Annotated in this window: 22 protein-coding genes; 20 read left to right on the plus strand and 2 right to left on the minus strand. The window is 67.8% G+C overall.

Going from position 1 to position 25089, the window contains the following annotated elements:
* The first annotated feature begins 47 nt into the window (after positions 1–47).
* The gene (sucC, locus tag EAX62_RS14450; RefSeq protein WP_121902425.1) at positions 48–1223 is read left to right on the plus strand and encodes an ADP-forming succinate--CoA ligase subunit beta; all 1176 of its coding nucleotides are present in this window, start codon (positions 48–50) and stop codon (positions 1221–1223) included.
* 7 nt (positions 1224–1230) lie between these two features.
* The gene (sucD, locus tag EAX62_RS14455; protein WP_121902426.1) at positions 1231–2127 is read left to right on the plus strand and encodes a succinate--CoA ligase subunit alpha; all 897 of its coding nucleotides are present in this window, start codon (positions 1231–1233) and stop codon (positions 2125–2127) included.
* Positions 2128–2313: 186 nt separating this feature from the next.
* Here sucD and EAX62_RS14460 read toward each other — a convergent pair whose 3' ends face one another.
* Positions 2314–3921, minus strand: coding sequence for a hypothetical protein (locus EAX62_RS14460; protein WP_147454119.1), 1608 nt, complete (start codon positions 3919–3921; stop codon positions 2314–2316).
* 277 nt (positions 3922–4198) lie between these two features.
* On the opposite strand from EAX62_RS14460, the gene EAX62_RS14465 reads away from it, so the two are divergent.
* The 16 genes from EAX62_RS14465 to EAX62_RS14540 all read left to right on the plus strand — a co-directional run bounded on the left by EAX62_RS14465 (position 4199) and on the right by EAX62_RS14540 (position 22720).
* Positions 4199–5485, plus strand: coding sequence for a cell division protein PerM (locus EAX62_RS14465; protein ID WP_147454120.1), 1287 nt, complete (start codon positions 4199–4201; stop codon positions 5483–5485).
* A 10-nt stretch (positions 5486–5495) separates the two neighbouring features.
* A complete protein-coding gene (gene purN / locus EAX62_RS14470; protein ID WP_121902509.1) occupies positions 5496–6071 on the plus strand; it encodes a phosphoribosylglycinamide formyltransferase in 576 nt (191 codons plus the stop codon).
* Positions 6068–7639 (plus strand): bifunctional phosphoribosylaminoimidazolecarboxamide formyltransferase/IMP cyclohydrolase, encoded by a 1572-nt coding sequence (gene purH / locus EAX62_RS14475; RefSeq protein ID WP_121902429.1) that lies wholly within the window; start codon positions 6068–6070, stop codon positions 7637–7639. The genes purN and purH overlap by 4 nt, the downstream gene beginning before the upstream one ends.
* A gap of 16 nt (positions 7640–7655) precedes the next feature.
* A complete protein-coding gene (locus tag EAX62_RS14480; protein WP_121902430.1) occupies positions 7656–8534 on the plus strand; it encodes a bifunctional methylenetetrahydrofolate dehydrogenase/methenyltetrahydrofolate cyclohydrolase in 879 nt (292 codons plus the stop codon).
* On the plus strand, positions 8518–8811 hold the full coding sequence (locus EAX62_RS14485; protein ID WP_121902431.1) for a DUF3017 domain-containing protein: 294 nt from the start codon (positions 8518–8520) through the stop codon (positions 8809–8811). Before EAX62_RS14480 ends, EAX62_RS14485 begins: the two co-directional genes overlap by 17 nt.
* A gap of 104 nt (positions 8812–8915) precedes the next feature.
* On the plus strand, positions 8916–9905 hold the full coding sequence (locus EAX62_RS14490; protein WP_233557976.1) for a malate dehydrogenase: 990 nt from the start codon (positions 8916–8918) through the stop codon (positions 9903–9905).
* A 140-nt stretch (positions 9906–10045) separates the two neighbouring features.
* Positions 10046–10885, plus strand: a complete 840-nt coding sequence (gene purU / locus EAX62_RS14495; protein WP_121902433.1) for a formyltetrahydrofolate deformylase — start codon at positions 10046–10048, stop codon at positions 10883–10885.
* Positions 10886–10972: 87 nt separating this feature from the next.
* A complete protein-coding gene (locus tag EAX62_RS14500; protein WP_121902434.1) occupies positions 10973–12343 on the plus strand; it encodes a hemolysin family protein in 1371 nt (456 codons plus the stop codon).
* Positions 12336–13544 (plus strand): phosphotransferase, encoded by a 1209-nt coding sequence (locus EAX62_RS14505; protein WP_121902435.1) that lies wholly within the window; start codon positions 12336–12338, stop codon positions 13542–13544. The genes EAX62_RS14500 and EAX62_RS14505 overlap by 8 nt, the downstream gene beginning before the upstream one ends.
* A 132-nt stretch (positions 13545–13676) precedes the next feature.
* Positions 13677–14834, plus strand: a complete 1158-nt coding sequence (locus EAX62_RS14510; protein ID WP_121902436.1) for a BMP family lipoprotein — start codon at positions 13677–13679, stop codon at positions 14832–14834.
* 203 nt (positions 14835–15037) lie between these two features.
* A complete protein-coding gene (locus tag EAX62_RS14515; RefSeq protein WP_407703344.1) occupies positions 15038–16627 on the plus strand; it encodes an ABC transporter ATP-binding protein in 1590 nt (529 codons plus the stop codon).
* Positions 16620–17843, plus strand: a complete 1224-nt coding sequence (locus EAX62_RS14520; RefSeq protein WP_233557978.1) for an ABC transporter permease — start codon at positions 16620–16622, stop codon at positions 17841–17843. Before EAX62_RS14515 ends, EAX62_RS14520 begins: the two co-directional genes overlap by 8 nt.
* Positions 17840–19147, plus strand: coding sequence for an ABC transporter permease (locus EAX62_RS14525; RefSeq protein ID WP_121902437.1), 1308 nt, complete (start codon positions 17840–17842; stop codon positions 19145–19147). Before EAX62_RS14520 ends, EAX62_RS14525 begins: the two co-directional genes overlap by 4 nt.
* 1 nt (position 19148) lies before the next feature.
* A complete protein-coding gene (locus tag EAX62_RS14530; protein ID WP_121902438.1) occupies positions 19149–19559 on the plus strand; it encodes a cytidine deaminase in 411 nt (136 codons plus the stop codon).
* 9 nt (positions 19560–19568) lie between these two features.
* Positions 19569–21575, plus strand: coding sequence for a proline-rich domain-containing protein (locus EAX62_RS14535; protein ID WP_147454121.1), 2007 nt, complete (start codon positions 19569–19571; stop codon positions 21573–21575).
* A 47-nt stretch (positions 21576–21622) separates the two neighbouring features.
* Entirely contained in the window at positions 21623–22720 is a 1098-nt protein-coding gene (locus tag EAX62_RS14540) for an adenosine deaminase (protein ID WP_233557979.1), read from the plus strand.
* On the opposite strand, the gene EAX62_RS14545 is transcribed toward EAX62_RS14540, so the two are convergent.
* Entirely contained in the window at positions 22707–23276 is a 570-nt protein-coding gene (locus EAX62_RS14545; RefSeq protein ID WP_121902441.1) for a protein-L-isoaspartate O-methyltransferase family protein, read from the minus strand. The genes EAX62_RS14540 and EAX62_RS14545 overlap by 14 nt on opposite strands.
* Before the next feature lie 119 nt (positions 23277–23395).
* Here EAX62_RS14545 and EAX62_RS14550 point away from each other — a divergent pair, with 119 nt between their 5' ends.
* Together EAX62_RS14550 and EAX62_RS14555 are read left to right on the plus strand one after the other, a co-directional pair.
* Positions 23396–24481, plus strand: coding sequence for an S-(hydroxymethyl)mycothiol dehydrogenase (locus EAX62_RS14550; RefSeq protein WP_121902442.1), 1086 nt, complete (start codon positions 23396–23398; stop codon positions 24479–24481).
* A complete protein-coding gene (locus tag EAX62_RS14555) occupies positions 24478–25086 on the plus strand; it encodes an MBL fold metallo-hydrolase (RefSeq protein ID WP_407703342.1) in 609 nt (202 codons plus the stop codon). The genes EAX62_RS14550 and EAX62_RS14555 overlap by 4 nt, the downstream gene beginning before the upstream one ends.
* Positions 25087–25089 lie beyond the last annotated feature (3 nt).

Here is a 25089-nt window from a genome sequence, read left to right on the forward strand (position 1 = left end):
GGTTGTATCGTGGCGATGACCAGCAAAACCAACGATGGGAGCTGAGGGTGGACCTCCTCGAATACCAAGCACGCGAATTGTTCGAATCCTTCGATGTGCCGGTGCTGCCGGGCGTGGTGGCCACCACGCCGGCCGCTGCTCGGGACGCCTTCGGGCAGTTGGACTCGGACGTCGCCGTGGTCAAGGCACAGGTGCGAGCGGGAGGGCGAGGCAAGGCCGGTGGTGTGAAACTTGTTCGCAGCGCGGACGAGGCGGAGACCACCGCTGCCGCGATCCTCGACCTGGTGATCAAGGACCTGCCCGTCGACGCCGTCATGCTGAGCCCCGGCGCCGACATTGCGGAGGAGTTCTACTTCTCCATTCTTCTCGACCGCACCGCCGGCTCCTACCTGGCCATGTGCAGCGTCGAGGGTGGCATCGACATCGAGACCCTCGCCGTCGAACGACCCGAGGCGCTCGTCAAGGTTGCGCTCGATCCGTCCTCGGGCATCACCGCGGACGTGGCGCGCGACATCGTGGAGCAGGCCGGGTTCAAGGAGGCGGACAAGGACGCCGTCGCCGCGGTCCTGCAGAAGCTCTGGACCGTTTTCCATGAGTCCGACGCCACCCTGGTGGAGGTCAACCCGCTCGTGAAGGTGGCGGGCGGCGCCATCCTGGCCCTCGATGCCAAGGTGACCCTGGATGAGAATGCCGAGTACCGCCACGACGACTGGGGCAACTATCACGAGACCTCCGCTGCAGTGGATCTGGAACGTCAGGCCCGCGAGCTGGACCTCAACTACGTGAAACTCGACGGGAACGTCGGCGTCATCGGCAACGGGGCGGGGCTCGTGATGAGCACGCTCGATGTGGTGGAACGCGCGGGCAGGGACCTGCCCGGCCATCCCAAACCCGCGAACTTCCTCGACATCGGTGGCGGCGCATCCTCCACGGTCATGGCCAACGGGCTTCGCATCATCATGAGCGACCCGCAGGTGAAGGCAGTGCTGGTGAACGTGTTCGGCGGCATCACCGCCTGCAACGACGTCGCCCAGGGCATTGTCGCGGCACTCGAGGTGCTGGGCGATGAGGCGAACCTGCCAATCGTGGTTCGCCTCGACGGCAACGCCGTCGACGTGGGCAAGGCCATCCTCAGGGAGGCCAACCACCCATTGATCAGGGTGGAGAACACCATGGACGGGGCAGCAGCCGCCGTCGCCAAGCTGGCGAGCGAGAGGAGCTGAACAACACATGGCCATCTTCATTGATGAGTATTCGCGCGTCCTCGTGCAGGGCATGACGGGCAGGGAGGGACGCAAGCACACCCAGCGCATGATCATGTCCGGCACCCGCATCGTCGGGGGCGTCACGCCGGGCAAGGGCGGGGAATCGGTCCTCTTCGAGGAGGACCCGGTCCCCGTGTACGGGTCGGTCGCAGAGGGTGTGGAGGCCACCGGCGCCAACGTGTCCGTGGTGTTCGTGCCGCCGCGGTTCGCGGGTGCCGCGGTTCTGGAAGCCGTCGAGTCCCAGATCGAGTTGTGCGTGGTCATCACGGAAGGGATCCCCGTGCGCGACGCCCTGGAGTTCCATGCGGCCGCCGCCTCCAGCCGCACCCGCATCATCGGGCCCAACTGCCCGGGGCTCATCTCGCCCGGTAAGTCGAACGTGGGCATCATTCCCGCGCACATCGCAGGCCGGGGCGGCATCGGGCTGGTCTCCAAGTCCGGCACGCTGACGTACCAGATGATGTACGAACTCCGGGATCACGGCTTTTCCACGGCCGTCGGTATCGGAGGGGACCCCGTCATCGGCACGTCGCACATCGATGTTCTCCAGGCGTTCGAGGAGGATGACGACACCGACGTGATCGTGATGATCGGTGAGATCGGCGGCGACGCCGAGGAACGTGCTGGTGCGTACATCGCGCAGAACATCACCAAACCGGTCATCGGGTACGTGGCGGGCTTCACCGCACCTCCCGGAAAAACCATGGGCCACGCCGGTGCCATCATCACCGGCAGCGGGGGCACCGCGGCCGCCAAGAAGAAGGCACTCGAGGCCGCCGGCGTGATGGTGGGGGAGACCCCCAGCCAGACCGCCTCACTGGCCCGCGACGTGATTGCAGACATCCGGCGCCAGCGCGCCTGAGGTCACAGAAAGACTGGATCCGGCGGTACCACTGTTTCCCAGTGGTACCGCCGGTCTGCATGGGTCGCCCGGCCAGGTCCGATGGCGGTGAGGGCCGTTCCCCGGCGGTGGCGCGGGTGCTGCCGCATCACGTTGCCGGGAAAAGGCGCAACCCCTTTGCAGCGACGCTCTGCGCGTGGGTTGTGGTCAGCTCTGGCTGAGGCGTTGCGCCGAACGCATGGCCAGCAGCTTCGCCTGGTCGGCGGAGAACTGGTAGTCGTTGGTGACGCTGGCCAGGAGGTAGCTGGCCCGGTTGTCGGCGATCGAGACCACGAGCTGGTAGCGCACCGAGGAGTTGTCGGAGATGGCCTGATCGATGGTGATCATGCGGGCAGAGACGGCAACGCCGTCGACCCCCACGCCGTTGACGGCGCCGCCGTCGGTCACCTTGGCCGTCAGGACACGGTCCTTGCAGGACAACAGGTTGTTGATGAGCTTGGTGGTGAACGCGCGGGTCTTGGCGTTGTCCTCGAAATCGAAGACCATCTCGTCCATGCCGAACGTGTCAGGGGTCGAGTCGTCCTGCGTCAGGAGATAGGTGCGCTGTGCCCGATTCGTGGGGCCCGGCTCGGTGGCCAGCGGCAGGTTCTCGCAGCCCATCCCCGGCGACGTGACGTCGGCGGGCTCAGTGACGGTCCACCGTCCGTAGCCCGCGCGGAGACGCTCCAGGTCCGAGGCGATGAGCCAACCCCTCGGCTCAGTGGGAGGTGGCACCGCGGCCGCCACGACGGGATTGGCGGGGCATCGGCCGTCGACGCGGGAGCACACGTCTTTGAGCGAACGCAGCAGGGATGTGGCCACGCCCTCGACGTCCACGGCCTTGCCGTTGCGCGCAACATCAAGCATCGTCAGGGCGCGGCCGGTGCGTACCAGCAGGACTGTGTGGAACTCGGCGGGATCGTTCTGGAACGACACCGTGACCTGGGTGACGTCGTCGCCCAAGCCGGTGATGGTGCTGGCGGAGACGATGAAGGCGGGCACGTCGCTGCACTTGGCAAGTGCCGCCGTGCGCTGAGTCTGCACCTGGCGGGCTGCCCCAGCGTTGGCGTACACGTCCATCTGGTGCATCGCCGCCAACTGGTCATCCTGCGTGGTGCCCAACGCCCGTTGGAAGGTCTCTGTAGGATTGACGTCCGGCAGGTCAGCGCCGAGGCAGGCGGCGCGACGTGTCGCCGCAGCCTTGGTCTCTGCGGTGTCGACGACCACCCAGCTGGCGCCGTCGACGATCTTGTCGGCGTCCTTCACGGTGAGCAGATCTTCGCTCGTGACCTCGGGGACGGGGCTCGTGGACGTGCTGGGGCTGGCTGAGGTGGGCGGGATGGGGGAGGTGGTCGGCTCCGCGGAGCGGCGACCTGCGAAGTAGAAGCCCGTCACGATGAGGAGTGCCGCCACCAGGGCGCCCACCACCCAGAGGATGAGGGTGCGGCGGTGGTGCATCACCCAGGAAGGTGATTGTTCGCCGGATGTCGTCTGCGCTTCGTTGTCCCGCTCGGGCGGTGTGGCGGAGCTCACGGCTGAGCGGCGGGGCGCGGGGGTCGGGCCATCGGCCACGGCGCCCATGCGTCGTCCACTGGCGAAGGATTCGGCGCCGTCGAGGTCGCGGACGGGCATGACGGGGCCCGGTGCCGGGACCAGGGGCGGTGGTGCGGGGGCGGTGGAGCTGTCGCTGCCGGGGCGGGCGAAGGGATTGCCCTGCTCTCCGGTCGCGGCCGGATCGGCGTCCGTATGTGCCGCCGGACCCACGTCGGAACCCACGGAATCAGCCGGCGCGGTGGAGCCTTCCGGACTGCGTTCGGCGGGTTGTGAACCCGCCCCGCGTCGCGGCGTTCCCTCAGAAGTCTCTGCGGTATCGTCGGCCGCGATCGGCTCTTCGGAGTTGGTGTCATGGGCGAAAGCTCGTCGAGGACGGTGAAACCCGGACTCTGACATCAACACCTCCGTAGTGGGCGGCACGATGCTCCCTGTGGGGGGCATCGTTCAGACAGATTACCGGGTGCCAGCTGGTGCACCACATATTCGAGGGGAGTCGCCCGTGGCGCAACGCCCAACCAAGCATCGCACGATAGCTGTCGACGTGGATGCGGTACCGGAGCCGACGAGGCGTGAGATGACGTGGCCGTGGTGGCTGGTGAGCGTTGTGGGCACCCTCGCCGTGCTGGCGGGCGGGTGGTTACTGATGGCGGGCGCATCGGCCCTGGGGTGGCTCACCTCGCCCCACAGCGAGCTGGATGCCGCACTGTTCCTGGGCAGCGACGTCCTGCTCCTGGCACACGGTGTGCCCGTTGCCATCGGAGGCCAGCTGGTCTCCATCATGCCGCTGGGCCTCGCCGTCGTCCTGGTGGTGCTGGCGCAGCCCGTGGCAGCACTCGCCGCCCGGCAGGCGGCCCACACCCAGTCCCCGGCTGATGACACCGGCCGGATCTGGGTGGACGGACAGAAGGTGGTCGCCCTGGTGGCCGGGACCATGGCGCTCACGCACGGCGTGGCCGTCGGTGTTCTCGCGGCGGCGCTCGGGGTCCAGGGTGGTGCCCTGCACGGAGTTCTCGGTGGTGTGGTGCTGGGCGCGGTGGCGGGACTGTGGGGCGCGAGCCGCGCCGTCGGCTTCGATCCCCGTGATGCGTGGCCGGCATGGCTCCGCTCCGTGCCCGCCGCCATGGCGTCTGCGCTCGGCGTGTGCCTGGCTGGAGGCGCGGCGGCGTTGACGGTGGCGCTCATCGTCCACCGTGACCGGATCATCGCCATCCATGAGGCGCTGCAGCCGGGCGTGGCAGGTACCGTGCTCCTGGTCCTCGTGCAGGTGCTCTACCTCCCGAACCTCGTCCTGTGGACCACCTCGTGGGTGCTCGGTGCGGGCATCACTCTCGGCGACGGCTCGCTGATGAGCATGTCGATCACCGACGTGGGCTTCGTGCCCGCCATCCCGGTGTTCGGGGCCGTGGGGGAGCCGGGCGTCGGAGGTGGTGCCCTGTACTGGTGGCTGCTCGTCGGCGTGGCCGCCGGCGTGGCGGCTGCCCTGGTGGTGGGATTGGCCAGGCCGCGTGCCCGGTGGGATGAGACGGCGCTGGTGGGGGGACTCTCCGGCGTCGCGGCAGGCCTGCTCGTGACCCTGCTGTGTTCCCTGTCCAGCGGAGGCCTGGGGGCCCTGAGGCTGGCGACCATGGGCGCCGTGACCGGACAGCTCATCATCGTGGCGCCCGCCCTTCTCGGCCTCTCGGGGCTGCTCGGTGGTGCCGTGCTGGGTCTGGTGCGGCGCCCGGAGCGCGCAGCCCGGGCGGTCGCGACGCCACAGGACGAGGCCGAAGAGGTCCCCGACCCCTAGGATTGTGGCCGTGACCAAGGATGTGGTGGTGCTGGTCTCCGGCACCGGAACCCTGCTGCAAGCGCTCATCGACGCCATCGAGTCCGGTGCCGTCGACGCCCGGATCGCGGCGGTGGTCTCCGACCAGTCCGGCGCCCCCGCCCTGGAGCGGGCACGCCGGCACGGAATCGTGGCTGTGGCCCACCCGCTGCGCAAGGGCGGGGACCGTGCGGTGTGGGATGGCGAACTCGCCGACATCGTGGGCGCCCACCACCCCGACCTCGTGGCATCCGCCGGTTTCATGAAACTGCTGGGGTCCGCGTTCCTCGACAGGTTCGGGGGCCGCACCATCAACACCCACCCTTCGCTGCTACCCAGCTTCCCCGGCATGTACGCCGTCCGGGACGCGCTGGAGGCCGGGGTCACGGTGACGGGTGCCACCGTATTCCTCGTGGACGCCGGCATCGACACCGGTAGAATCCTTGTCCAGGCTGCCGTCGAGGTCGCTCCGCAGGACACCACCGACACGCTGCACGAACGCATCAAGACCGTCGAACGACAACTGCTCGTCCGCGCCGTGCGCGAGTGGGAGAAGAGGGAATCATGACCGACAAGCCCGGATTGCAACGCATCACCACGAAGCGTGCGCTGGTCTCCGTCTACGACAAGACAGGGCTGGAGGAACTGGGCCGTGCGCTGCACGCCGCCGGTGTCGAGATCGTCTCCACCGGCTCCACCGCCGCCAGACTGGCCGCCGCAGGCGTCCCCGTCGTCGGCGTCGAAGAACTGACCGGCTTCCCCGAATGCCTCGACGGACGCGTCAAGACGTTGCACCCGTTCGTGCACGCCGGGATCCTTGCCGACCGCCGCCTTCCGGACCACGTCCGCCAACTCGACGAGCTGGGCATCGCGCCGTTCGACCTCGTGGTGGTCAACCTGTACCCCTTCACCGAGACGGTGGCCTCCGGCGCCAGCGTCGACGAGTGCGTCGAACAAATCGACATCGGTGGCCCCACCATGGTGCGTGCCGCCGCCAAGAACCACCCGTCGGTTGCCGTGGTGACCTCCCCTGCCCAGTACGACGACGTCCATGCCGCCCTCACCGCGGGCGGGTTCACGCTGACCGAGCGTCGGGAACTGGCCGCTGCCGCGTTCCGCCACACCGCCTCCTACGATGTCGCCGTCGCCGGCTGGATGACCGAGAACGTCGCAGAGAGCTCCGACGACGGATTCCCCTCCTGGCTGGGTGCCACCTGGCAGAAGCAGGCCACACTCCGCTACGGCGAGAACGCCCATCAGGCAGCGGCGTTGTACGCCGACAACCAGGCGCCGGCCGGCATCACACAGGCGGAACTGCTGCATGGCAAGCCCATGAGCTACAACAACTACACGGACGGGGACGCCGCCCTGCGCGCTGCCCACGACTTCGACGAGCCGTGCGTGGCGATCATCAAGCACGCGAACCCCTGCGGCATCGCCGTGGGCTCCGACATCGCGGAGGCGCACCGCAAGGCCCACGCCTGCGACCCCATCTCCGCGTTCGGCGGGGTCATTGCCTCCAACCGTCCCGTCACCGTGGAGATGGCCCGCGCCGTCGCCGAGGTCTTCACCGAGGTGGTCATCGCCCCCGACTTCGAGGATGGCGTCCTGGAAATCCTCGGCGCCAAGAAGAACATCCGACTCCTGCGCGCCCCGCACTTCAGCCTCGGTGGGCACTCGTTGCAGCCGATCAGCGGCGGGGCCCTGCTGCAGGAGGCCGACCTCATCGACGCGCCCGGCGACGCCCCCCAGCAGTGGCAACTCGCTGCCGGTGAGGCCGTCGACGACGCCACCCTCGCCGACCTTGCCTTCGCGTGGCGCGCCTGCCGCTCCGTGAAGTCCAACGCCATCCTGCTCGCCTCAGACGGTGCGTCCATCGGCGTCGGCATGGGGCAGGTCAACCGTGTCGACTCCTGCAAGCTGGCCGTCGATCGTGCGGGGGACCGTGCCTCGGGGTCCGTGGCTGCCTCCGATGCCTTCTTCCCCTTCAGCGATGGCCCGCTGATCCTCATCGAGGCCGGTGTGAGGGCCATCGTCCAGCCCGGCGGTTCCATGAGGGACGCCGAAACCATCGACCTCTGCCGCGAGCATGGAGTGGCGCTCTACTTCACCGGCACCCGGCACTTCTTCCACTGATAGGCGAGGCCCCCGCATGACAGCAACGAAAATGGCCGGTGTCCCGGTCGCCAGGCACATCAAGGCAGAGCTCAAGGAGCGCGTCGCGCGGCTCAGGGAGGCAGGCGTGGTCCCCGGACTGGCGACCGTCCTGGTGGGCGACGATCCCGGTTCCCATTCCTATGTGGCCGGCAAACACCGCGACTGCGCGGAGGTGGGCATTCAGTCCATCCGGATGGACCTGCCCGCGGAGACCACCGCCGAGGAGTTGCAGGAGGCCCTGGAACAACTCAACGCGGACCCCACGTGCACCGGCTACATCGTGCAGTTGCCCCTCCCGAAGCACCTCGACGACAACTGGGCGCTGTCGCTCGTGGACCCGGAGAAGGACGCTGACGGCCTCCACCCCGTCAACCTGGGCCGGCTCGTCCTCGGGATCCCTGCCGCACTACCCTGCACCCCGCGCGGCATCGTGGCGCTGCTGCGTCACTACGACGTCAACATCAATGGCGCCCACACCGTGGTCGTGGGCAGGGGCACCACGGTGGGCCGCCCTCTGGGGCTGCTCCTGACCCGCAAGTCGGAGAACTCGACGGTGACGCTCTGCCACACGGGCACCCGCGACCTGGCCTCATTCACCCGGCAGGCCGACATCGTCGTGACGGCGGCCGGGATGCCCGGCATGCTCACTGCGGACATGGTCAAGGACGGCGCAGTGCTGGTGGATGTCGGCATCACCCGGACGGACGCCGGCCTCGTCGGCGACCTCAACCCGGACGTGTGGGAGAAGGCGTCGCTGGTGGCACCGGTCCCCGGTGGGGTGGGGCCCATGACGCGTGCGATGTTGCTCAGCAACGTGGTGGACCGTGCCGAAGCACTGCAGGGCGGAGAAGCTGTGCATGGCGGACAGGCGTGACCTCCCGGCCGACGAGTTCCCCAGCAACCCGTGGCCGCTCATGGTGGTCCTCGCGGTGCTGGCCTTCGGTCTCGTGCTGCTGGGACTCGGTCGGTGGCGCAGCGCCTCGCTGGTGATCGCCGCGTCCTCAGGCCTCGCTGCGGTGCTGAGGCTGGTGCTGCGGGCGCGCGTCGCCGGACTGCTGGTGGTGCGGCGTCGGTGGATCGACGTCGTGGGCCTGGCCGCCATGGCGGCGGGTATCGCCACCCTGGCGTTCCTGGTTCCCCCCTCGCGCTGACTCCGCAGGGTTGCGGGGCCCAATCGGGTCCCCCGTGGGTGGTCGTGGTGACGAGGCGATAGTCTCGAAGGGCTAAGAGACCACACATGAAAGAGAGGTCGACAGTGAGCACTGAGGCTCCCGTCAAGATTGCCATCACCGGTGCGGCCGGCCAGATCTGCTACAGCCTGCTGTTCCGCATTGCCAGCGGTTCACTGCTGGGGGATCGGCCCATCGAACTCCGTCTGCTCGAGATCACCCCGGCGCTGAAAGCGCTGGAGGGCGTGGTCATGGAACTGGACGACTGCGCGTTCCCGAACGTGGTCAACATCGAGATCGGCGACGACCCGTCGAAGGTCTTCGACGGCGTGAACCTCGCCATGCTCGTGGGTGCCATGCCTCGCAAGGCCGGCATGGAGCGCAGCGACCTGCTGAGCGCCAACGGTGCCATTTTCACCGGTCAGGGCAGGGCGCTCAACGACGTCGCAGCCGACGACGTGAAGGTGCTCATCACCGGCAACCCGGCCAACACCAACGCGCTCATCGCGCTGAAGAATGCCCCCGACATCCCGGCGAACCGCTTCAACGCGCTGACCCGACTGGACCACAACCGCGCCATCAGCCAGCTGGCGGCCAAGGTGGGGGTGCCGGTCACCGACATCTCCCACATGACCATCTGGGGCAACCACTCCGCCACCCAGTACCCCGACCTGTTCAACACGTTGGTGGGCGACCGTGTCGCCGCCGATGTCGTCAACGACCAGGCATGGATCGAGGGCGAGTTCATCCCCAAGGTCGCCAAGCGCGGCGCAGCCATCATCGAGGCGCGCGGCCTGTCGTCGGCGGCCTCGGCTGCCAACGCCACGGTCGAGCACATGCGCGACTGGGTGCTGGGTACCCCGGCCAACGACTGGGTGTCCATGTCCGTGCCGTCCGACGGCTCCTACGGTGTGCCGGAGGGGATCATCTCCTCGTTCCCGTGCACCGTGACGGACGGCGAGTACACCATCGTCCAGGGCCTTGAGATCAACGAATTCTCGCGCGCCCGGATCGACGCCTCCGTGGCGGAGCTGGTGGACGAGCGCGACGCGGTCACCGAGCTCGGCCTCATCTGAGGCCTCGTGGCCTGAGTGGTCGCCGCGAGGTGTGAGTCGGCGTAGCGAAGGGTGGCCTGACGTCCCGGTCACCCTTCGAAACGACGGCTGCCCTCGCCGCGACTGCGCACCATGTCGGCTTGCCGCTACAGTCGTGCACCATGACAGACCTCGTGGTCACGCTCCAGTGCCCTGACCGCCCCGGCATCGTGCACGCCATCACCGGCGGCATCGTGGAGGCTGCGGGCAACATCGTGGAACTCCAGCAGTTCACCTCCCCGGACACCGGCCAGTTCTTTCTCCGCGTCCAGGTGGAGGGGCCCGACGTGGAGACCCTGCAGTTCGCCATTCGCCGCGCCGCAGGGCCGTACGACGCCGGCTTCGAGGTCCACGATGCGCAACGCCCCACCCGCACGCTGGTGCTGGCATCCAAGGCGGGGCACTGCCTCAACGACCTCCTGTTCCGGCGCCGCAGCGGCGAACTGCCCATCGAGGTGGTGTCCATCATGGCGAACCACGACGTACTGCGATCCATGGCGGAGTTCTACGAGGCACCCTTCACACACCTCCCCGTCGACGCCTCCACCAAGAAGGCGTTCGAGGACGAGGTCCGGCGCACCGTCGTGGAGCGGGACATCGAACTGGTGGTACTGGCCCGCTACATGCAGATACTCAGTCCGGAGTTGTGCTCGTTCCTGGCCGGTCGGGCCATCAACATCCACCACTCGTTCCTGCCCGGTTTCAAGGGCGCGAACCCGTACAGGCAGGCCCACACCCGCGGGGTGAAACTCATAGGTGCCACCGCGCACTTCGTGACGAGCGACCTCGACGAGGGTCCCATCATCGAGCAGAACGTGGTGCGCGTGGACCACAGCATGGATGTGGCCAAACTGATGCGCAAGGGCCAGGCACAGGAGTCGCAGACACTCGCCGAGGCGGTACGGCTTTTCGCCGAGCACCGCGTGCTACCCGACGGGGATCGCACCGTCATCTTCCGCTAGGGCAGCACCACCGACACCTTGTTCCCACGGGGCCCCACTACAGTGGAGCCTTCATGGCAGGACCAGGGAGCCAGGACTGAAGGAGAAATGAAGGTTCTACAAGACGTCGCCCTCATCGGGGTGTTCATCCTGATCGGCGGCACCTTCGCCGCCGCAGAGATGGCCCTGATCAGTCTGAGGGAGAGCCGGGTCAAGCAGCTTGCCAACAAGGGTAAGCGCGGCCGGGCCATCCAGCGACTCGTCGGCAACCCCAACCTGTTCCTCTCGTCCGTGCAGATCGGTGTGACGCTCTCAGGGTTTCTCTCCGCCGCATTCGGTGGCGCAACCCTTGCCGCCAGCCTCTCCCCGGTCCTGGAATCCTGGGGGGTGCCGGCGTCGATCTCCGACCCCATGGCCCTCGTGGTGATCACGGTGATCATCTCCTACTTCTCCATCGTCATCGGCGAATTGAGCGCCAAACGTCTCGCCATGCAGCGCGCCGAAGGTTTCGCACTGGCCCTGGCCCCGCTCGTCTCGGGCATCGCGACGGTGGCCCGCCCCCTCATCTGGTTCCTCGGGGTCTCCACCGATGTCGTGGTGAGAATCCTCGGCGGCGACCCGTCGCTGTCCCGGGACGCCGTGACCGACGAGGAACTGCGCGCCATGCTGAGCGACTCCTCCACGCTCGGCCGGGAGGAGCGCAGCATCCTCGACGAGGTCTTCGACGCGGGCGACAGCACCCTGCGCGAGGTGATGGTGCCACGCACCGAGGTGGACTTCCTGCCCGCAGACATGCCGATTCAGCGCGCCTACCGTGAGGTGCGGGGTGCCCCCCATTCGCGGTACCCCGTGACCGACGGTTCGGCGGACCGCATCGTCGGCTTCCTGCATGTGCGGGATCTCATGGACCTCGACGGCGCAGCCCGCACCGGTGACCTGCGCTCCATCGCGCGGCCCGTGCTGAGCCTTCCGGAGACCGTCAAGATCCTGCGCGCCCTCAGCTCCATGCGCACAGCAGCCTCGCACATCGCGATCGTGCGCGACGAGTACGGCGGCACCGCCGGGATCGTCACCATGGAGGACCTCGTGGAGGAACTGATCGGAGACATCACCGACGAGTACGACGTGGTCGGCGACAACGAGACCAACGAGGTGAACCGGGTTGACGGTCTCACCACCATCGAGGAGTTCGCGGAGGCCACCGGATACATCCTGCCGGAGGGGCCCTACGACACGGTTGCCGGCTACTTCATGGCCCAACTCGGGGCCCTGCCACAGGTGGGGGACATCGTGACCGTTGCCCTGGCCCCCGTGGAAGCGGATGGCGAGCACGACGAACGGGTGGTGTTCACCCTCACCGCGGACGCACTGGATGGTCGCCGCGCCGCCTGGTTCACGCTGCGGCGGGACGGCGTGGCCGACGGCACGACCCTGGAGGGGGCCGACGACGCAGCGTTGGGGCAGAGCGTCGATGGATGACGGGTCCCGGCTGCTGACGAGTCCCCGCGTCGGGCCGTTGCTGACGACGGCTGTCGAGCACGCCGGGGGTGTGCTGGGGGAGTGGAAGCTCGACCACGTCGACACCAACCCCGAGCAGTCCACCACGGCCACCTACATGGCCGAGGTCACCTGGCCGTGGGGGCAGCGCTCCGAACTGTTGGGAGTCAGCGCCCGCTCCGGTGCGTTGTCACCCACCGACCGTGGCGCTGAGATCTTCGCCGACGGCACTCGGGAGGTGGCGGTGTGGCTCTACCCGAACGACCCCGACCTCCCCGGGCTTCCCAGGGCGGCGTTCGCAGACCAACTGGCAGAGATGTTCAACGCCGAGGGTGTGCTGAGCCACCCCGTGACCGCCGAGGAGTTGGCCGTCACCATGATCGGCTACCGTCCACGCAGGCGTGCCGTGGTGGAGGTCGTGGTCCGTGACTCCGGCGAGACGTTCTTCATCAAGGTCCTGCGGGCCCGGCTCTTCGACGACGTCTTGTCCAAGCACCGCCTGTTGCTGGACGCGGGTGTCCCGGCCCCGAACGTGGCATTCGTGACCCCCGACCACCTCATGGTCACACGCAAACTTCCGGGGCAATCACTCGCCAAGGCGCTGTTCGACCCCGGCGACCCCTGCACCGCCGAACAACTGGTGGCCGCACTGGACGCCATGCCTGAGGCCGTCACGCAGCTGGAGCGGCGGCCACCGTGGTCCGACGCCGTGGCGCACTACGCCGCCATGGTCACCCACGCCGTCCCCGAACTGGGCGCCAAGCTGCAATGGGCCGTGGAGAACATCACAGCCGGCCTGGCTGGGGTGCCCCTCGGCATCGAGGCCACACACGGGGACTTCCACGAGGGACAGATCAGGGTTGCCGGCGGCGGCATCGTTGGCGTCCTCGACGTCGACACCATCGGCCCCGGCCGACGGGCGGATGACTTGGCCTGCCTCATGGCGCACTTGTCCACCATCCAGCGCATGAACCCGACCCAGGAGTCCAAGGTGCGCGACCTGCTGGCCCGCTGGGTCCCTGTGTTCGACCAGCGGGTGGACCCCGTCGAGCTACGGCTGAGGACGGCGGCGGTGGTGATCAGTCTGGCCACCGGACCCTACCGGGGTCAGGAACCGCAGTGGCGGGACACGACGGCCGTCATGGTGGACTCCGCTGTCGCGCTGGTGCGCCAGGTCATCTGAATGCTGCCCGTCCGGTGTGCCCGGGGGCGCAGGATGTTTCGGGAAGATAACGATTGCACCCCCAATGGGCATGCGGTTGGGGCACGCAGTATGGTCAGCTATCCCATAGCTCTTCCAGGAGGAACACGCATCGTGAAGAAGTCATTGCTGAAGCTCGCATCGGTGATCGGAGCCAGCGCGCTCGTGCTGGCCGGTTGCGCCGAGGCCCCCAACACCACACCCGGTGAACCCACCGCTGCGGTGTCGCCCACGGACGCGACGTCCATGGCGCCCTCCGACAGCGCGGCACCCGCTGCAGACTTCAAGGCCTGCATGGTCTCTGACGCTGGCGGCTTCGACGACAAGTCCTTCAACGAGACGGCCTACGCCGGGCTCACGCGGGCCAAGGAAGAACTGAAGGTCGACACCGGACAGATCGAATCGAACGCCGAGAGCGACTTCGCTCCCAACGTGCAGTCGATGATCAGCGCTGACTGCGACATCGTCGTCACCGTCGGTTTCGCACTGGCCGCCGCCACGGAGGCAGCCGCCAAGCAGAACCCTGATGTGAAGTTCGCGATCGTTGACAATGGCTCGTTCCCCGTCTCTGAGGGCTCCACCGAACTGGTTCCCAACGCCAAGGGCCTGATCTTCAACACCGCCGAGTCGTCCTTCCTGGGTGGCTACCTGGCCGCCTCCATGAGCCAGACCGGCAAGGTCGGCACGTTCGGTGGCGCCAAGTACCCGACCGTCACCATCTTCATGGACGGCTTCGCCCAGGGCGTCGCGCACTTCAATGAGGTCAAGGGCAAGAGCGTCCAGGTCATCGGCTGGGATGCTGAGAAGCAGGACGGCCAGTTCGTCCCCGGCAACGACCCGTTCGGCAACATCGACGGTGGCAAGAACACCGCCAACACCCTGATCGCCCAGGGCGCCGACATCATCTTCCCCGTCGCCGGTCCCGCCGGTCTCGGTGGCCTGCAGGCCGCCCAGGCATCCGGTGGCAAGGTCAACGCCATCTGGGTGGACACCGACGGCTGCATCTCGGCCGCCGAGTTCTGCCCCAGCATCGTCTCCTCGGTGTACAAGGGCATGGACATCGCCGTGTTCGACGCCATCAAGGCAGCCATGGACGGTGACTTCACCGCCGAGCCCTACGTGGGAACCCTCGAGAATGGTGGCACCGGCCTGTCCGAGTTCCACGACTTCGACGGCAAGGTCTCCGCTGAGACCAAGTCCGAGCTCGACAAGCTCAAGGCCGACATCATCGCCGGCACCATCAAGATCACGTCGAAGGCACAGCCCAGCTGATCTGTGACTGTCAACGGGTGGCGGCTGGTCGGGGGAGACCCGGCCAGCCGCCACCGTCAGTGTCACGACGTCCTCGGGGACGACACGGCACGCGGACGGCACCACCGCGACGTTCCTTCGGGACCGTGGAAGGATGTCAGTCCTACACTCCATTCGTTTCAGGACTATTGCTACAGGATCGGCCAGCGTCGGCCGGAGGGGGAATTACAGTCGTGAGCACCGCCACGCACGAGGTCGCCTCGCAGGCACCCGAGGTTCTGCACCTCGACGGCATCACCAAACGCTTCGGGTCGTTGACAGCCAACGACTCGATCACCCTGGGCCTCGTACCGGGTCGCATCCACTGCCTGCTGGGGGAGAACGGCGCCGGAAAGTCGACGCTCATGAACATCCTCTTCGGGCTGTTGCGCGCCGACGAGGGCACCATCAGCGTCGGTGGGAACGTGCTGCACCTGGAGAACCCGAAGCAGGCCATGGCCGCCGGCATCGGGATGGTGCACCAGCACTTCATGCTCATCCCCGTCTTCACGGTCGCCGAGAACATGGTGCTGGGACGTGAGCCCGGACGGTTCGGGAAACTTGACCTCAACGGCGCCCGCAAACTCGTGCGGCAACTATCCGACCGTTACCGGCTGGATGTGGACCCTGACGCGCTCGTCGAGGACCTGCCCGTCGGTATCCAGCAGCGGGTGGAAATCCTCAAGGCGCTGGCCAACGACGCCCGCTACCTGATCTTCGACGAGCCCACGGCCGTTCTCACCCCGCAGGAGATCGACGAACTCATGGTGGTGATGCGGACGCTGCGCGACGAGGGCCGCGCCATCTGCTTCATCACGCACAAACTGCGGGAGGTGGTGGCCGTCGCCGACGACATCACCGTGATCCGTCGCGGCAAGGTCGTCGGCGAAGCCACCCCCGACGCCAGCGAGGGCGACCTGGCTGAGCTGATGGTAGGACGCGCCGTCAACCTCACGGTCGACAAGGCGCCCCCCACGCTCGGGAAGGAGCGACTGGTCCTCACCGACTTCACCGTGGCCAACGCCGCCGGCACCATCGTGGTGGACCACCTCAACCTGACGGTTTCGGGCGGGGAGATCGTCTGCATCGCGGGCGTCCAGGGCAACGGGCAGACGGAACTGGCCGAGGCGCTGCTGGGGACCATGGCCGTCATCCATGGCACCGCGATCCTCGACGGGGTCGACGTCACCCACATGCCGCCAAAGAAGACCATCGAGGCGGGCCTGGGTTTCGTGCCGGAGGACCGCCAGCGCGACGGGTTCGTGGGGGATTTCTCCATCGCGGAGAACCTGGTCCTCAACCGCACCACCTCCTTCTCCTCCGTCGGCAACCTGGATCTCGGCCGGATCCGCAGCAATGCCGACGAGCGGATCGAGGAGTTCGACATCCGCACCTCCTCCCAGTCCCAGCCGGTGCGGTCCCTGTCCGGGGGAAACCAGCAGAAGGTGGTGCTGGCCAGGGAACTGTCGCGGCCGCTGAGCCTGCTCGTGGCCAACCAGCCCACCCGCGGCGTCGACGTCGGCGCCATCGAATTCCTCCACAACCGCATCGTCAAGGAGCGGGACCGCGACACGGCAGTCCTGATCGTCTCCACCGAGCTGGAGGAGGTGGAGTCGTTGGCCGACCGGATCGCCGTCATGTACCGCGGCAGGATCGTGGGGGTGGTCGAACCCGACACCCCCCGCGACGTCCTGGGCCTCATGATGGCTGGGGTTCCGTTCGAGGAAGCCGCACGCAGTGTCGAGAAGAGCAGGACGGAGCACGCTGATGTCTGAGGAACTCGTCGAGGAGAAGATGATGCCGGCCACGCCGGCACCGGTCCCTGCCAGGGCCCCAGCCTCCCGTCGGTGGGTGAGCCTGGTTGTCACCCTCATCTCGTTCGTCCTCGCCTTCGTGACCGGCGCCATCGTCATGGTGGTGGCCGACCCGGAGGTCCTGGGCAAATTCGCGTACTTCTTCAACGCCCCCGGCGACGCCCTCGGCGCGTCGTGGGACAAGATTTCCACGGCCTACTCCGCGCTGCTGCGGGGGTCCGTGGGGTCCTGGCTCGCCATCACCGAGACGACGGCGCAGGCGGCGCCCCTCATCTGTGCAGGCCTGGGAGTGGCCCTGGCCTTTCGAGCTGGGCTCTTCAACATCGGTGCCCAGGGCCAGGCCATCTGGGGTGCAATCTTCGGTGCCTGGATCGGCTTCACCATCAAGGGCCTCCCCTGGTTCATCCACATCCCCATCGCGCTTGCGTTGGCGATGGTGTTTGGTGCGCTCTGGGGGGCCATCGCCGGTTTCCTGAAGGCCAAGACGGGTGCCCACGAGGTCATCGTCACGATCATGCTGAACTACATCGCTTTGTACATGCTGCAGTTCCTGCTGACCACCCCGATGCTGCAGCAGCCGGGGCGCTCCGACCCCATCTCGTCCGTGGTCGAGTTCTCCGCCACCATGCCCCGGCTCGCCGGGACGCGGCTCACCCTGGGCTTCTTCATCGCCCTGGCAGCGGCTGTCGCCGTGTGGTGGCTGCTGGAGCGCACCACGCTCGGCTTCCGGATCCGTGCGGTGGGCCTCAACCCGCACGCCGCGGCCACGGCTGGCATGAGTGTCTCGAGGACCACCATCGTGGCCATGGCCATCGCCGGCAGCCTGGCCGGCCTGGCGGGGGCGCAGGCGGTTCTCACGCCGACCCTGCTGACGGGTTTCCCCACCCAGCTGTCGCTGGGCATCGTCGGCACCGTCGGCTTTGACGCCATCACCGTGGCGCTGCTCGGTCGGTCAAGACCCCTTGGCGTGGTCCTGGCCGGGCTACTCTTCGGCGCCCTCAAGGCCGGAGGTCTCACCATGGCCGCCGAGGCGCAGACACCGTCGGACCTCACCAACCTCATCCAGGCGCTCATCGTGTTGTTCGTTGCGGCGCCCGCATTCGTCCTCTGGCTCGTACCCGGTCTCCGGGAAAAGCGGCCAGGCGCCGACATCACTGCAAAGGCGGCCACGGCATGAGCACCCCAGTCATCGTCAACAACACTGCCGCGGGAACCCCGCCGCCGGCGTTGCGCAAGGTGGAGGCCCGGGAGAACCGCATCCAGCGGCTCTCCACGGGAGTCCTGCTCGCCGTCATCGGGCTCATGCTGGTGTGGGGCACGTTCGGTACCGCGGGTGACGCAAAGATCGCCCTGTCCGACGCGTTCGACGCCGTCCAGTTGCCCACCATCGTCCTCCCGGGCGCCGTGACGGTGGCGCTGTGCGCGGTCCTGGTCCTGGGGGCGGCCCTCGCCTACCTCTCGGGGAGGTTCAACAAGCGCGCCATGACCATCGCCGGAGTCGTCGGTGGTGTCGCGCTCCTCATCGGTTTCATCACCTGGGCCGCCGCAGGCAGCATGGCCGTCTTCACCATGACGAATCAGTTGCAAGGCACCCTGGCCGTTGCCACCCCGCTCGTGTTCGGTGCGCTGTGTGGGGCACTGTCCGAACGTGCAGGTGTGGTCAACATCGCCATCGAGGGCCAGTTCCTGACGGCGGCCTTCGCCGGCGCCATCACCGGATCGCTCACCAAGTCACTGCTGGCCGCACTGATCGCCGCCATCCTGGCCGGCATGGCCATGGGCGCCCTGTTGGCGTTGTTCACGCTGAAGTACTTCGTGGACCATGTGGTGCTGGGCGTCGTGATCAACCTTCTGGCGGCGGGCCTCACGGGCTTCCTGTTCCACCAGCTGGTCGGCTCGGACACGGCGAAGTACAACGCGGTGCCCATCATGCAGCGCATCCCCATCCCGGGGCTGGAGAAGATCCCGTTCCTCGGCCCCATCCTGTTCAACCAGACAGCCCTCGCGTACCTCGCCATCCTGATGGTGCCGGCCGTGTGGTTCCTGCTGTTCAAGACCAAGTGGGGGCTCCGGGTCCGGGCCGTCGGGGAGCACCCGCACGCGGCGGACACCGTGGGCATCAACGTGGTGGCCACGAAGTTCTCCTCCGTGGTGCTGGGTGGCGCCATGGCGGGGCTCGGCGGTGCCTACTTCACGATCGGCTCCACGGGTGCCTTCCGCCCCGACATGACCGTCGGCAACGGCTTCATCGCCCTCGCCGCACTGATCATGGGGCGCTGGCACCCCGTCTGGGCAGCCCTCATGGCCGTCTTCTTCGGCTTCGTGACGCAGCTGGGCCAGACGCTGAACCCGCTGGGCAGCCCCATCGACAGCCAGTTCCTGCTGATGCTGCCGTACGTGGCCACGATCATCGCCGTCGCCGGTCTCGTGGGGCGCGTGCGTGCCCCCGCCGCCGACGGCGAGCACTTCGTGAAGGAGTGACGTGGACGTCGACTGGGAAAGCCTGAGGACTGCTGCGCGGGAGGTGGCGACGCGGGCCTACGCGCCCTACTCCCACTACCCCGTGGGTGCGGCAGCCCTCGTGGACGACGGCCGCACAGTCGTCGGCTGCAACGTGGAGAACGCTGCCTACGGCGTGACGCTCTGCGCCGAGTGTGGCCTCGTCTCGTCGCTGGTGGCGGGTGGGGGCGGCCGACTGGTGGCGTTCACGTGCGTCAATGGCAACGATGACCTCATCATGCCGTGTGGGAGGTGCCGCCAACTCCTGCACGAGCACGGTGGGCCCTCCCTCCTCGTCGACACCCCTGAGGGCGTGTGGACGCTCGCACAGGTGTTGCCGCAGGCGTTCGGACCACAGGACCTGGCAGATGTGACGGGCCCGATCGACCGATAGGTTGACCCCATGCAACCACCGCCCACGAACCTGCCCAACGGCGGCCCTCCCGGGCAGCCGCCGGACAACGGTGGGGGGCCGGGGCAGCCGTCGCAGGGCCGTCAGGGTGATCAGAGTGCCGGGCGGCCACCCCACCAGGGGCGGCCCGTGCCGCAGGACCAATCTGGTCAGCAGGCACAGCAGCAGCGGTGGCCCGGGCAGCCGCCCCCGCAGGGATGGTCCGGGCAGCCACCCCACGGGTGGCCGGGGACACAGGCCCCGGAGTGGCAAAGGCAGCAACAGCCCTCGCAGGCGTACCCGCCCGGCTTCGACCCGAGGGTGTGGCGGGGTGCCCCGCCCGCCGGGGTGCGCTACCCGCCCCCACCAGCGTTCAATCAGCCGGCGTTCGATCAGCGCCCGCTTGCGCCACAACCCCCCAGGAAGACGCTCGATCCCGCCCAGCGCGAGGAGGTGGCCACCACCTTGTTCTACACGGTGGGCTCGGCCATCCTGATCGCGGGCGTCGTCCTGCTCATCGCCCTGGTGTTCCCTCTGTCCTCCTCGCTGCTGGTCTACGCCTTCGCGCTGGGTGTCAGCGTCGTCTCGCTGGTGTTCGTCCTGCTGAAGCGTGCGTCCCGGGCAGGTATGGTCATCCTCCTGATCGGGGCGGCCCTGGGGCTGGGGGCGGCCACGGTGGCGTGGCAGAACGTTGACGTGGCGCCGGTGGTGGGTCTGGGCATGGCCACGCTCCTGGCATCCATAGCGGCCATGGCCGCCCGGCTGGGGAGCTCACCGGCGACGCTGGTGTGGCTCGCCTGGGCCGCGTTCGTCGTGGACTTCGCGGCTCCTGACGCTTTCACGTCGGCGCTTGTGGGGGCCTGCTGCCTCGCGGCCATGATGGGGCGAGGGTGGCCGCGCCATCAACTGGGCGTAGCCCTTGCCATCGTCTTCTGCGGGTTGCAGGGCGTCAGCGGTCCCGATCCAGCATGGCCGCTCCTCTGGTTGGCCTCCACGGTTGTCCTGACGCTGTGGTTCGTGCATTTCCACCGCGCGACCCCGGCCGTTGCCCGCCCCCACACTGCCAAGCGGCCACCGTGGGCTCTGCCCACGCGGGGTGAGGTGGGCGGGCAGCCGTGGGAGCTCAGTATCATCCTGCTGCCCACGGCATGGTTCGTCTCCTTCCTGGTCCGAGGGGCTCCGGAATGGCTTCCGCTCCTCCTGGCGGGCATCATCCTCGTGTCCGCTCTGGTCCTGCCCGAGCCACCGGAGGCCGTGAATCCCCAGGGACCACTTCGGGACGGTCTTGCACTGGCAGCCGCAGCCGCGGTGGGCATCACGCTCCTGGCCGGACGCATTGACCCGGTGGTGGAGCCACTGGTGCTCCTGGCACTGGCGATCGCGGCGCAGGTGGTTCCCGTGGTCAGGTCCTCAGTGGGGTGGTTGTTCCGCGCCGTCGCTGCGGTCCTGGCGCTCTTCGCCGGCGGCGGCGCCGTCGTGGCCGTCTGGGGTGGGGCATCGGAACTGGTGTCCGATCCCGTCACGATCCTGCAGGGCATCCTGCTCACGGTCCTGGGCGTCACCCTCGTGGTGTTTCGGCACGGCCGCGTCAACGAGGTGCTCGACGGCATCCGCTTCGTGGGTGGTCTGTACCTGTGCGTCCACGCTGTGGTGCTGGTCGCATCCCTCGTCGGTCTCCAGGTGGGTGACCTCGAGGGTGGATTCCTCGTCGGTCACACCCTGGCCTCGCTGGGCTGGATGGGGTTCGCCGCCTTCCTGGCCCTGCGCAAGGGCTCAGCCGCGGACCTGACGCTCGCGGCCGTCGTCGCCCTTGGCGCGGCAACGAAACTGGTCCTGTTCGACATGGCCACCCTTTCGGGCCTCGCCCGGGTGGCGGCGTTCATGGGGTGCGGTGCCATCATGGTCGTCATCGCCTTCCTGCGGCAACGGCGTCGGCCCACCACCGGATTCCCGTCGCCGGACCAGATGCCCCCACCCGTCCCCGCATCGTGGGGATCAGACGCCCGCAACAGCCGATGAGCCCGAGTTCAACTGAGTCACAGATCAACGAGAAGGGAAACACTGCCTTGCTTGGTGTAGAAGAGATCCGCACACTGCCGAAAGTCGCGCTGCACGATCATCTGGACGGAGGGTTGAGGCCGGCCACAATCATCGAACACTGCGCCGACAACGGCGCCCAGTTGCCCACCACGGACCCTGAGGCCCTGCGTCGCTGGTTCTTCGAGGCGGCTGACTCCGGATCCCTGGTGCGCTACCTCGAGACGTTCGACCACACCATTGCAGCCATGCAAACCGCCGACCAGTTGGCGCGCGTGGCCCGCGAGTTCGTGCTGGATCAGGCTGCTGACGGCGTGATCTACGCCGAGGCCCGCTACGCCCCGGAGCAGCACCTCCGCCAGGGACTGGCGCTCCCGGACGTGGTGGAGGCTGTGGGCAGGGGACTGGTCGAGGGCATGGCGGAGGCGGAAGCGCTGGGTCAGGGCATCGTCGCCCAGCAGATCGTCACCTCCATGCGCCACGGCGAACCCACCATTGAGATTGCCGATCTCGCAGTGCGCTACCGCCACGAGAGCGTGTGCGGTTTCGACATTGCCGGCGCCGAGGACGGCTTCCCGCCGTCCAGGTTCCAGGCGGCGTTCGACCACCTCAAACACAACAATGCCTACTTCACCATCCACGCCGGCGAGGCATTCGGCCTCCCCTCGATCTGGGAGGCAGTGCAGTTGTGCGGCGCCAACCGGCTGGGCCACGGTGTCCGGATCGTCGAGGACATCACCGTTGACGAGAACGGTCGGCGGCACCTTGGCGACCTCGCGGCCTACGTGCGCAACGAGCGCATTCCGCTGGAGCTGTGCCCCAGTTCCAATCTGCAGACGGGCATCGCCGACACCATCGCGAACCATCCCATCGGGATGCTCAAGGACCTCGGCTTCCGCATCACCGTGAACTGCGACAACAGGCTCATGAGCGACACCAGCATGAGCCGGGAGTTCGCCAAACTGGTCGACGCGTTCGGCTGGGATCTCGACGACGTGGAGTGGGTCACCATCAACGCCATGAAGTCGGCGTTCCTGCCCTTCGACGAGCGGCTCGCCCTCATCCAGGGCATCATCAAGCCGGCCTACGCGCAGTTCCGCAGCAACGCGGGTCCTACTGCTCGATGAGGGGCACGAACACGTAGAGACCGTGCTGCGTGACGTGGGTGGCGCCGTCGCGGCGTTCCACCCGCGTCATCACGCCGGCGATGGGGATCACCATGACACCGTCGGGCCGCAGCTGGCGCACGAGTCCCCGTGGCAGGTGCGTGGCCTCGGCCGATACGAGGATGCGGTCGAAGGGGGCGTCCATGGGTGCTCCCAGCACCCCGGGCGTCGATACCCGGACCGTTGCCTGCGGCCACGGTCCGGTGGCATCGAGCGCCGCACGGGCGCCGAGCGCCAGGTCGGCGATCCGTTCGATGCCCAGCACGGATCCGTCCGCGCCCACCAGATGCGCCAGCAGTCCCGTCGTCCATCCGGAGCCTGACCCCAGGTCCAGCACCTTGTGGCCGGGCTGGACGTCCAGCAGTTCCAGCATGGCGGCGACGGTGCTGGGCTGGGAGTTCGTCTGTCCATGGATGAGGGGCAGTGGGCGGTCGGAGTGGGCATGGGGTCGCATGCTCGCCGGCAGGAAGGCGGTGCGCGGCACCGCCTCGAAAGCTGATTGCACGGCCGCTCTCATGGCTCCTCCTCCATCACGTCCACAGCAATGTGTCGTCCCAGCCTACGCGGCTGCGTCGCCTCGGTGTCCCATCAATCGGAAGCCGCCCAAGCGGTTGAACGGATCACTACAGTCGGGGCATGCAAACAGTTCGAGGCGTTGTTGCCATGGCCAAGGGTGAGCCTGTCGAGATCACCGACATCCACATCCCCGACCCCGGGCCGGGGGAGGCCGTGGTGGCCATCCAGGCGTGCGGTGTGTGCCACACCGACGTGGCGTACCGCGACGGCGGCATCACTGACGAGTTCCCCTTCCTCCTCGGCCATGAGGCGGCGGGACTGGTGGAGTCGGTGGGTGAGGGGGTCACCAACGTCGCCCCCGGCGACTTCGTCGTCCTCAACTGGCGGGCGGTGTGCGGCGAGTGCCGCGCCTGCCTCCGTGGTGAACCCCAGTACTGCTTCAACACGTTCAACGCCACGCAGAAGATGACGTTGGCCGACGGCACCGAACTCACGCCGGCACTCGGCATCGGGTCGTTCGCCGACAAGACGCTCGTGCACTCCGGCCAGTGCACGAAGGTGGACCCCGAGGCACGCCCGGCCGCCGTCGGGCTCCTGGGCTGCGGCGTCATGGCAGGGTTGGGCGCCGCCATCAACACGGGGCACGTCACCCGTGGGCAGAGCGTCGCCGTCATCGGGTGCGGCGGCGTGGGAGCGGCGGCCATCGCCGGTGCGGTGCTCGCCGGAGCCAGCCGCATCATTGCCGTGGACCTGGAGGACAAGAAGCTGGAATGGGCACGGGGCCTCGGCGCCACCCACACCATCAACTCGTCCAAGGGTGATGTGGTCGAGGAGATCCGCGAACTCACGGGGGGCTTCGGCGCCGACGTGGTGATCGACGCCGTCGGTATCCCGCTGACTTGGAAGCAGGCGTTCTACGCCCGCGACCTCGCCGGGACGCTCGTCCTCGTGGGTGTGCCGCACCCCGACGCAACGGTGCCGGACATTCCGCTGCTGGACGTCTTCGGCCACGGCGGCTCCCTGAAATCCAGCTGGTACGGCGATTGCCTGCCGTCGCGGGACTTCCCGATGCTGGTGGACCTGTACCAACAGGGCCGACTCGACCTCGACGCGTTCGTGAGCGAGGAGATCGGTCTCGATGATGTGGAAGGAGCGTTTACGAAGATGCACAAGGGAGACGTTCTGCGATCGGTGGTGGTCTGGTGAACGCCATCACGCAAGCAGTGACCAGGGGAACCTTCAGCCTCGACGGCCAGACTTTCGACGTCGAGAACAACGTGTGGATCGTGGGTGACGACAAGGAGGTGGTGATCATCGACGCGCCGCATGACGTCGACACCATCCTGAAGGCCGTCGACGGACGCTCCGTCAGGGCCATCATCTGCACCCACGCACACGACGACCATGTTCGTGTGGCCCCCGAACTGTCTGACCGCACGGGGGCGCCCATCTGGCTGCACCCCGACGACGAAGAAGTCTGGGACCTCACGCACCCCGATCGGCACTGGGACAAGGACCTCGCCGAGGGGCAGCAGATCAGCGTCGGCGGCATCGATTTGTGGGTCATCCACACACCGGGGCATTCGCCGGGTGCCGTGTGCCTCTACGCGTCAGATCTCGGCACCCTGTTCTCCGGAGACACCCTCTTCAAGGGTGGCCCCGGCGCCACGGGCCGCTCGTTCAGCGACGAGGACGTGATCCTGGACTCGATCCGCCGGAAGCTGTTCGCGCTGCCTGAGGAGACCGTGGTCCACACTGGTCATGGCGACTCGACGACCATCGGCGCCGAGGTCGACGCACTGGGGCGCTGACGC

Origin of the sequence: Tessaracoccus antarcticus (assembly GCF_003688855.1) — a bacterium.
Lineage (GTDB): Bacteria > Actinomycetota > Actinomycetes > Propionibacteriales > Propionibacteriaceae > Arachnia > Arachnia antarctica.

Coding starts and splice junctions, on each gene's coding strand:
- purH (WP_121902429.1), top strand. CDS start 6,068: ATGACCGACAAGCCCGGATTGCAACGCATCACCACGAAGCGTGCGCTG.
- EAX62_RS14485 (WP_121902431.1), top strand. CDS start 8,518: ATGGCGGACAGGCGTGACCTCCCGGCCGACGAGTTCCCCAGCAACCCG.
- purU (WP_121902433.1), top strand. CDS start 10,046: ATGACAGACCTCGTGGTCACGCTCCAGTGCCCTGACCGCCCCGGCATC.
- EAX62_RS14535 (WP_147454121.1), top strand. CDS start 19,569: ATGCAACCACCGCCCACGAACCTGCCCAACGGCGGCCCTCCCGGGCAG.
- EAX62_RS14520 (WP_233557978.1), top strand. CDS start 16,620: ATGTCTGAGGAACTCGTCGAGGAGAAGATGATGCCGGCCACGCCGGCA.
- EAX62_RS14500 (WP_121902434.1), top strand. CDS start 10,973: ATGAAGGTTCTACAAGACGTCGCCCTCATCGGGGTGTTCATCCTGATC.
- EAX62_RS14550 (WP_121902442.1), top strand. CDS start 23,396: ATGCAAACAGTTCGAGGCGTTGTTGCCATGGCCAAGGGTGAGCCTGTC.
- EAX62_RS14505 (WP_121902435.1), top strand. CDS start 12,336: ATGGATGACGGGTCCCGGCTGCTGACGAGTCCCCGCGTCGGGCCGTTG.
- EAX62_RS14480 (WP_121902430.1), top strand. CDS start 7,656: ATGACAGCAACGAAAATGGCCGGTGTCCCGGTCGCCAGGCACATCAAG.
- EAX62_RS14545 (WP_121902441.1), bottom strand. CDS start 23,276: ATGAGAGCGGCCGTGCAATCAGCTTTCGAGGCGGTGCCGCGCACCGCC.
- sucD (WP_121902426.1), top strand. CDS start 1,231: ATGGCCATCTTCATTGATGAGTATTCGCGCGTCCTCGTGCAGGGCATG.
- EAX62_RS14525 (WP_121902437.1), top strand. CDS start 17,840: ATGAGCACCCCAGTCATCGTCAACAACACTGCCGCGGGAACCCCGCCG.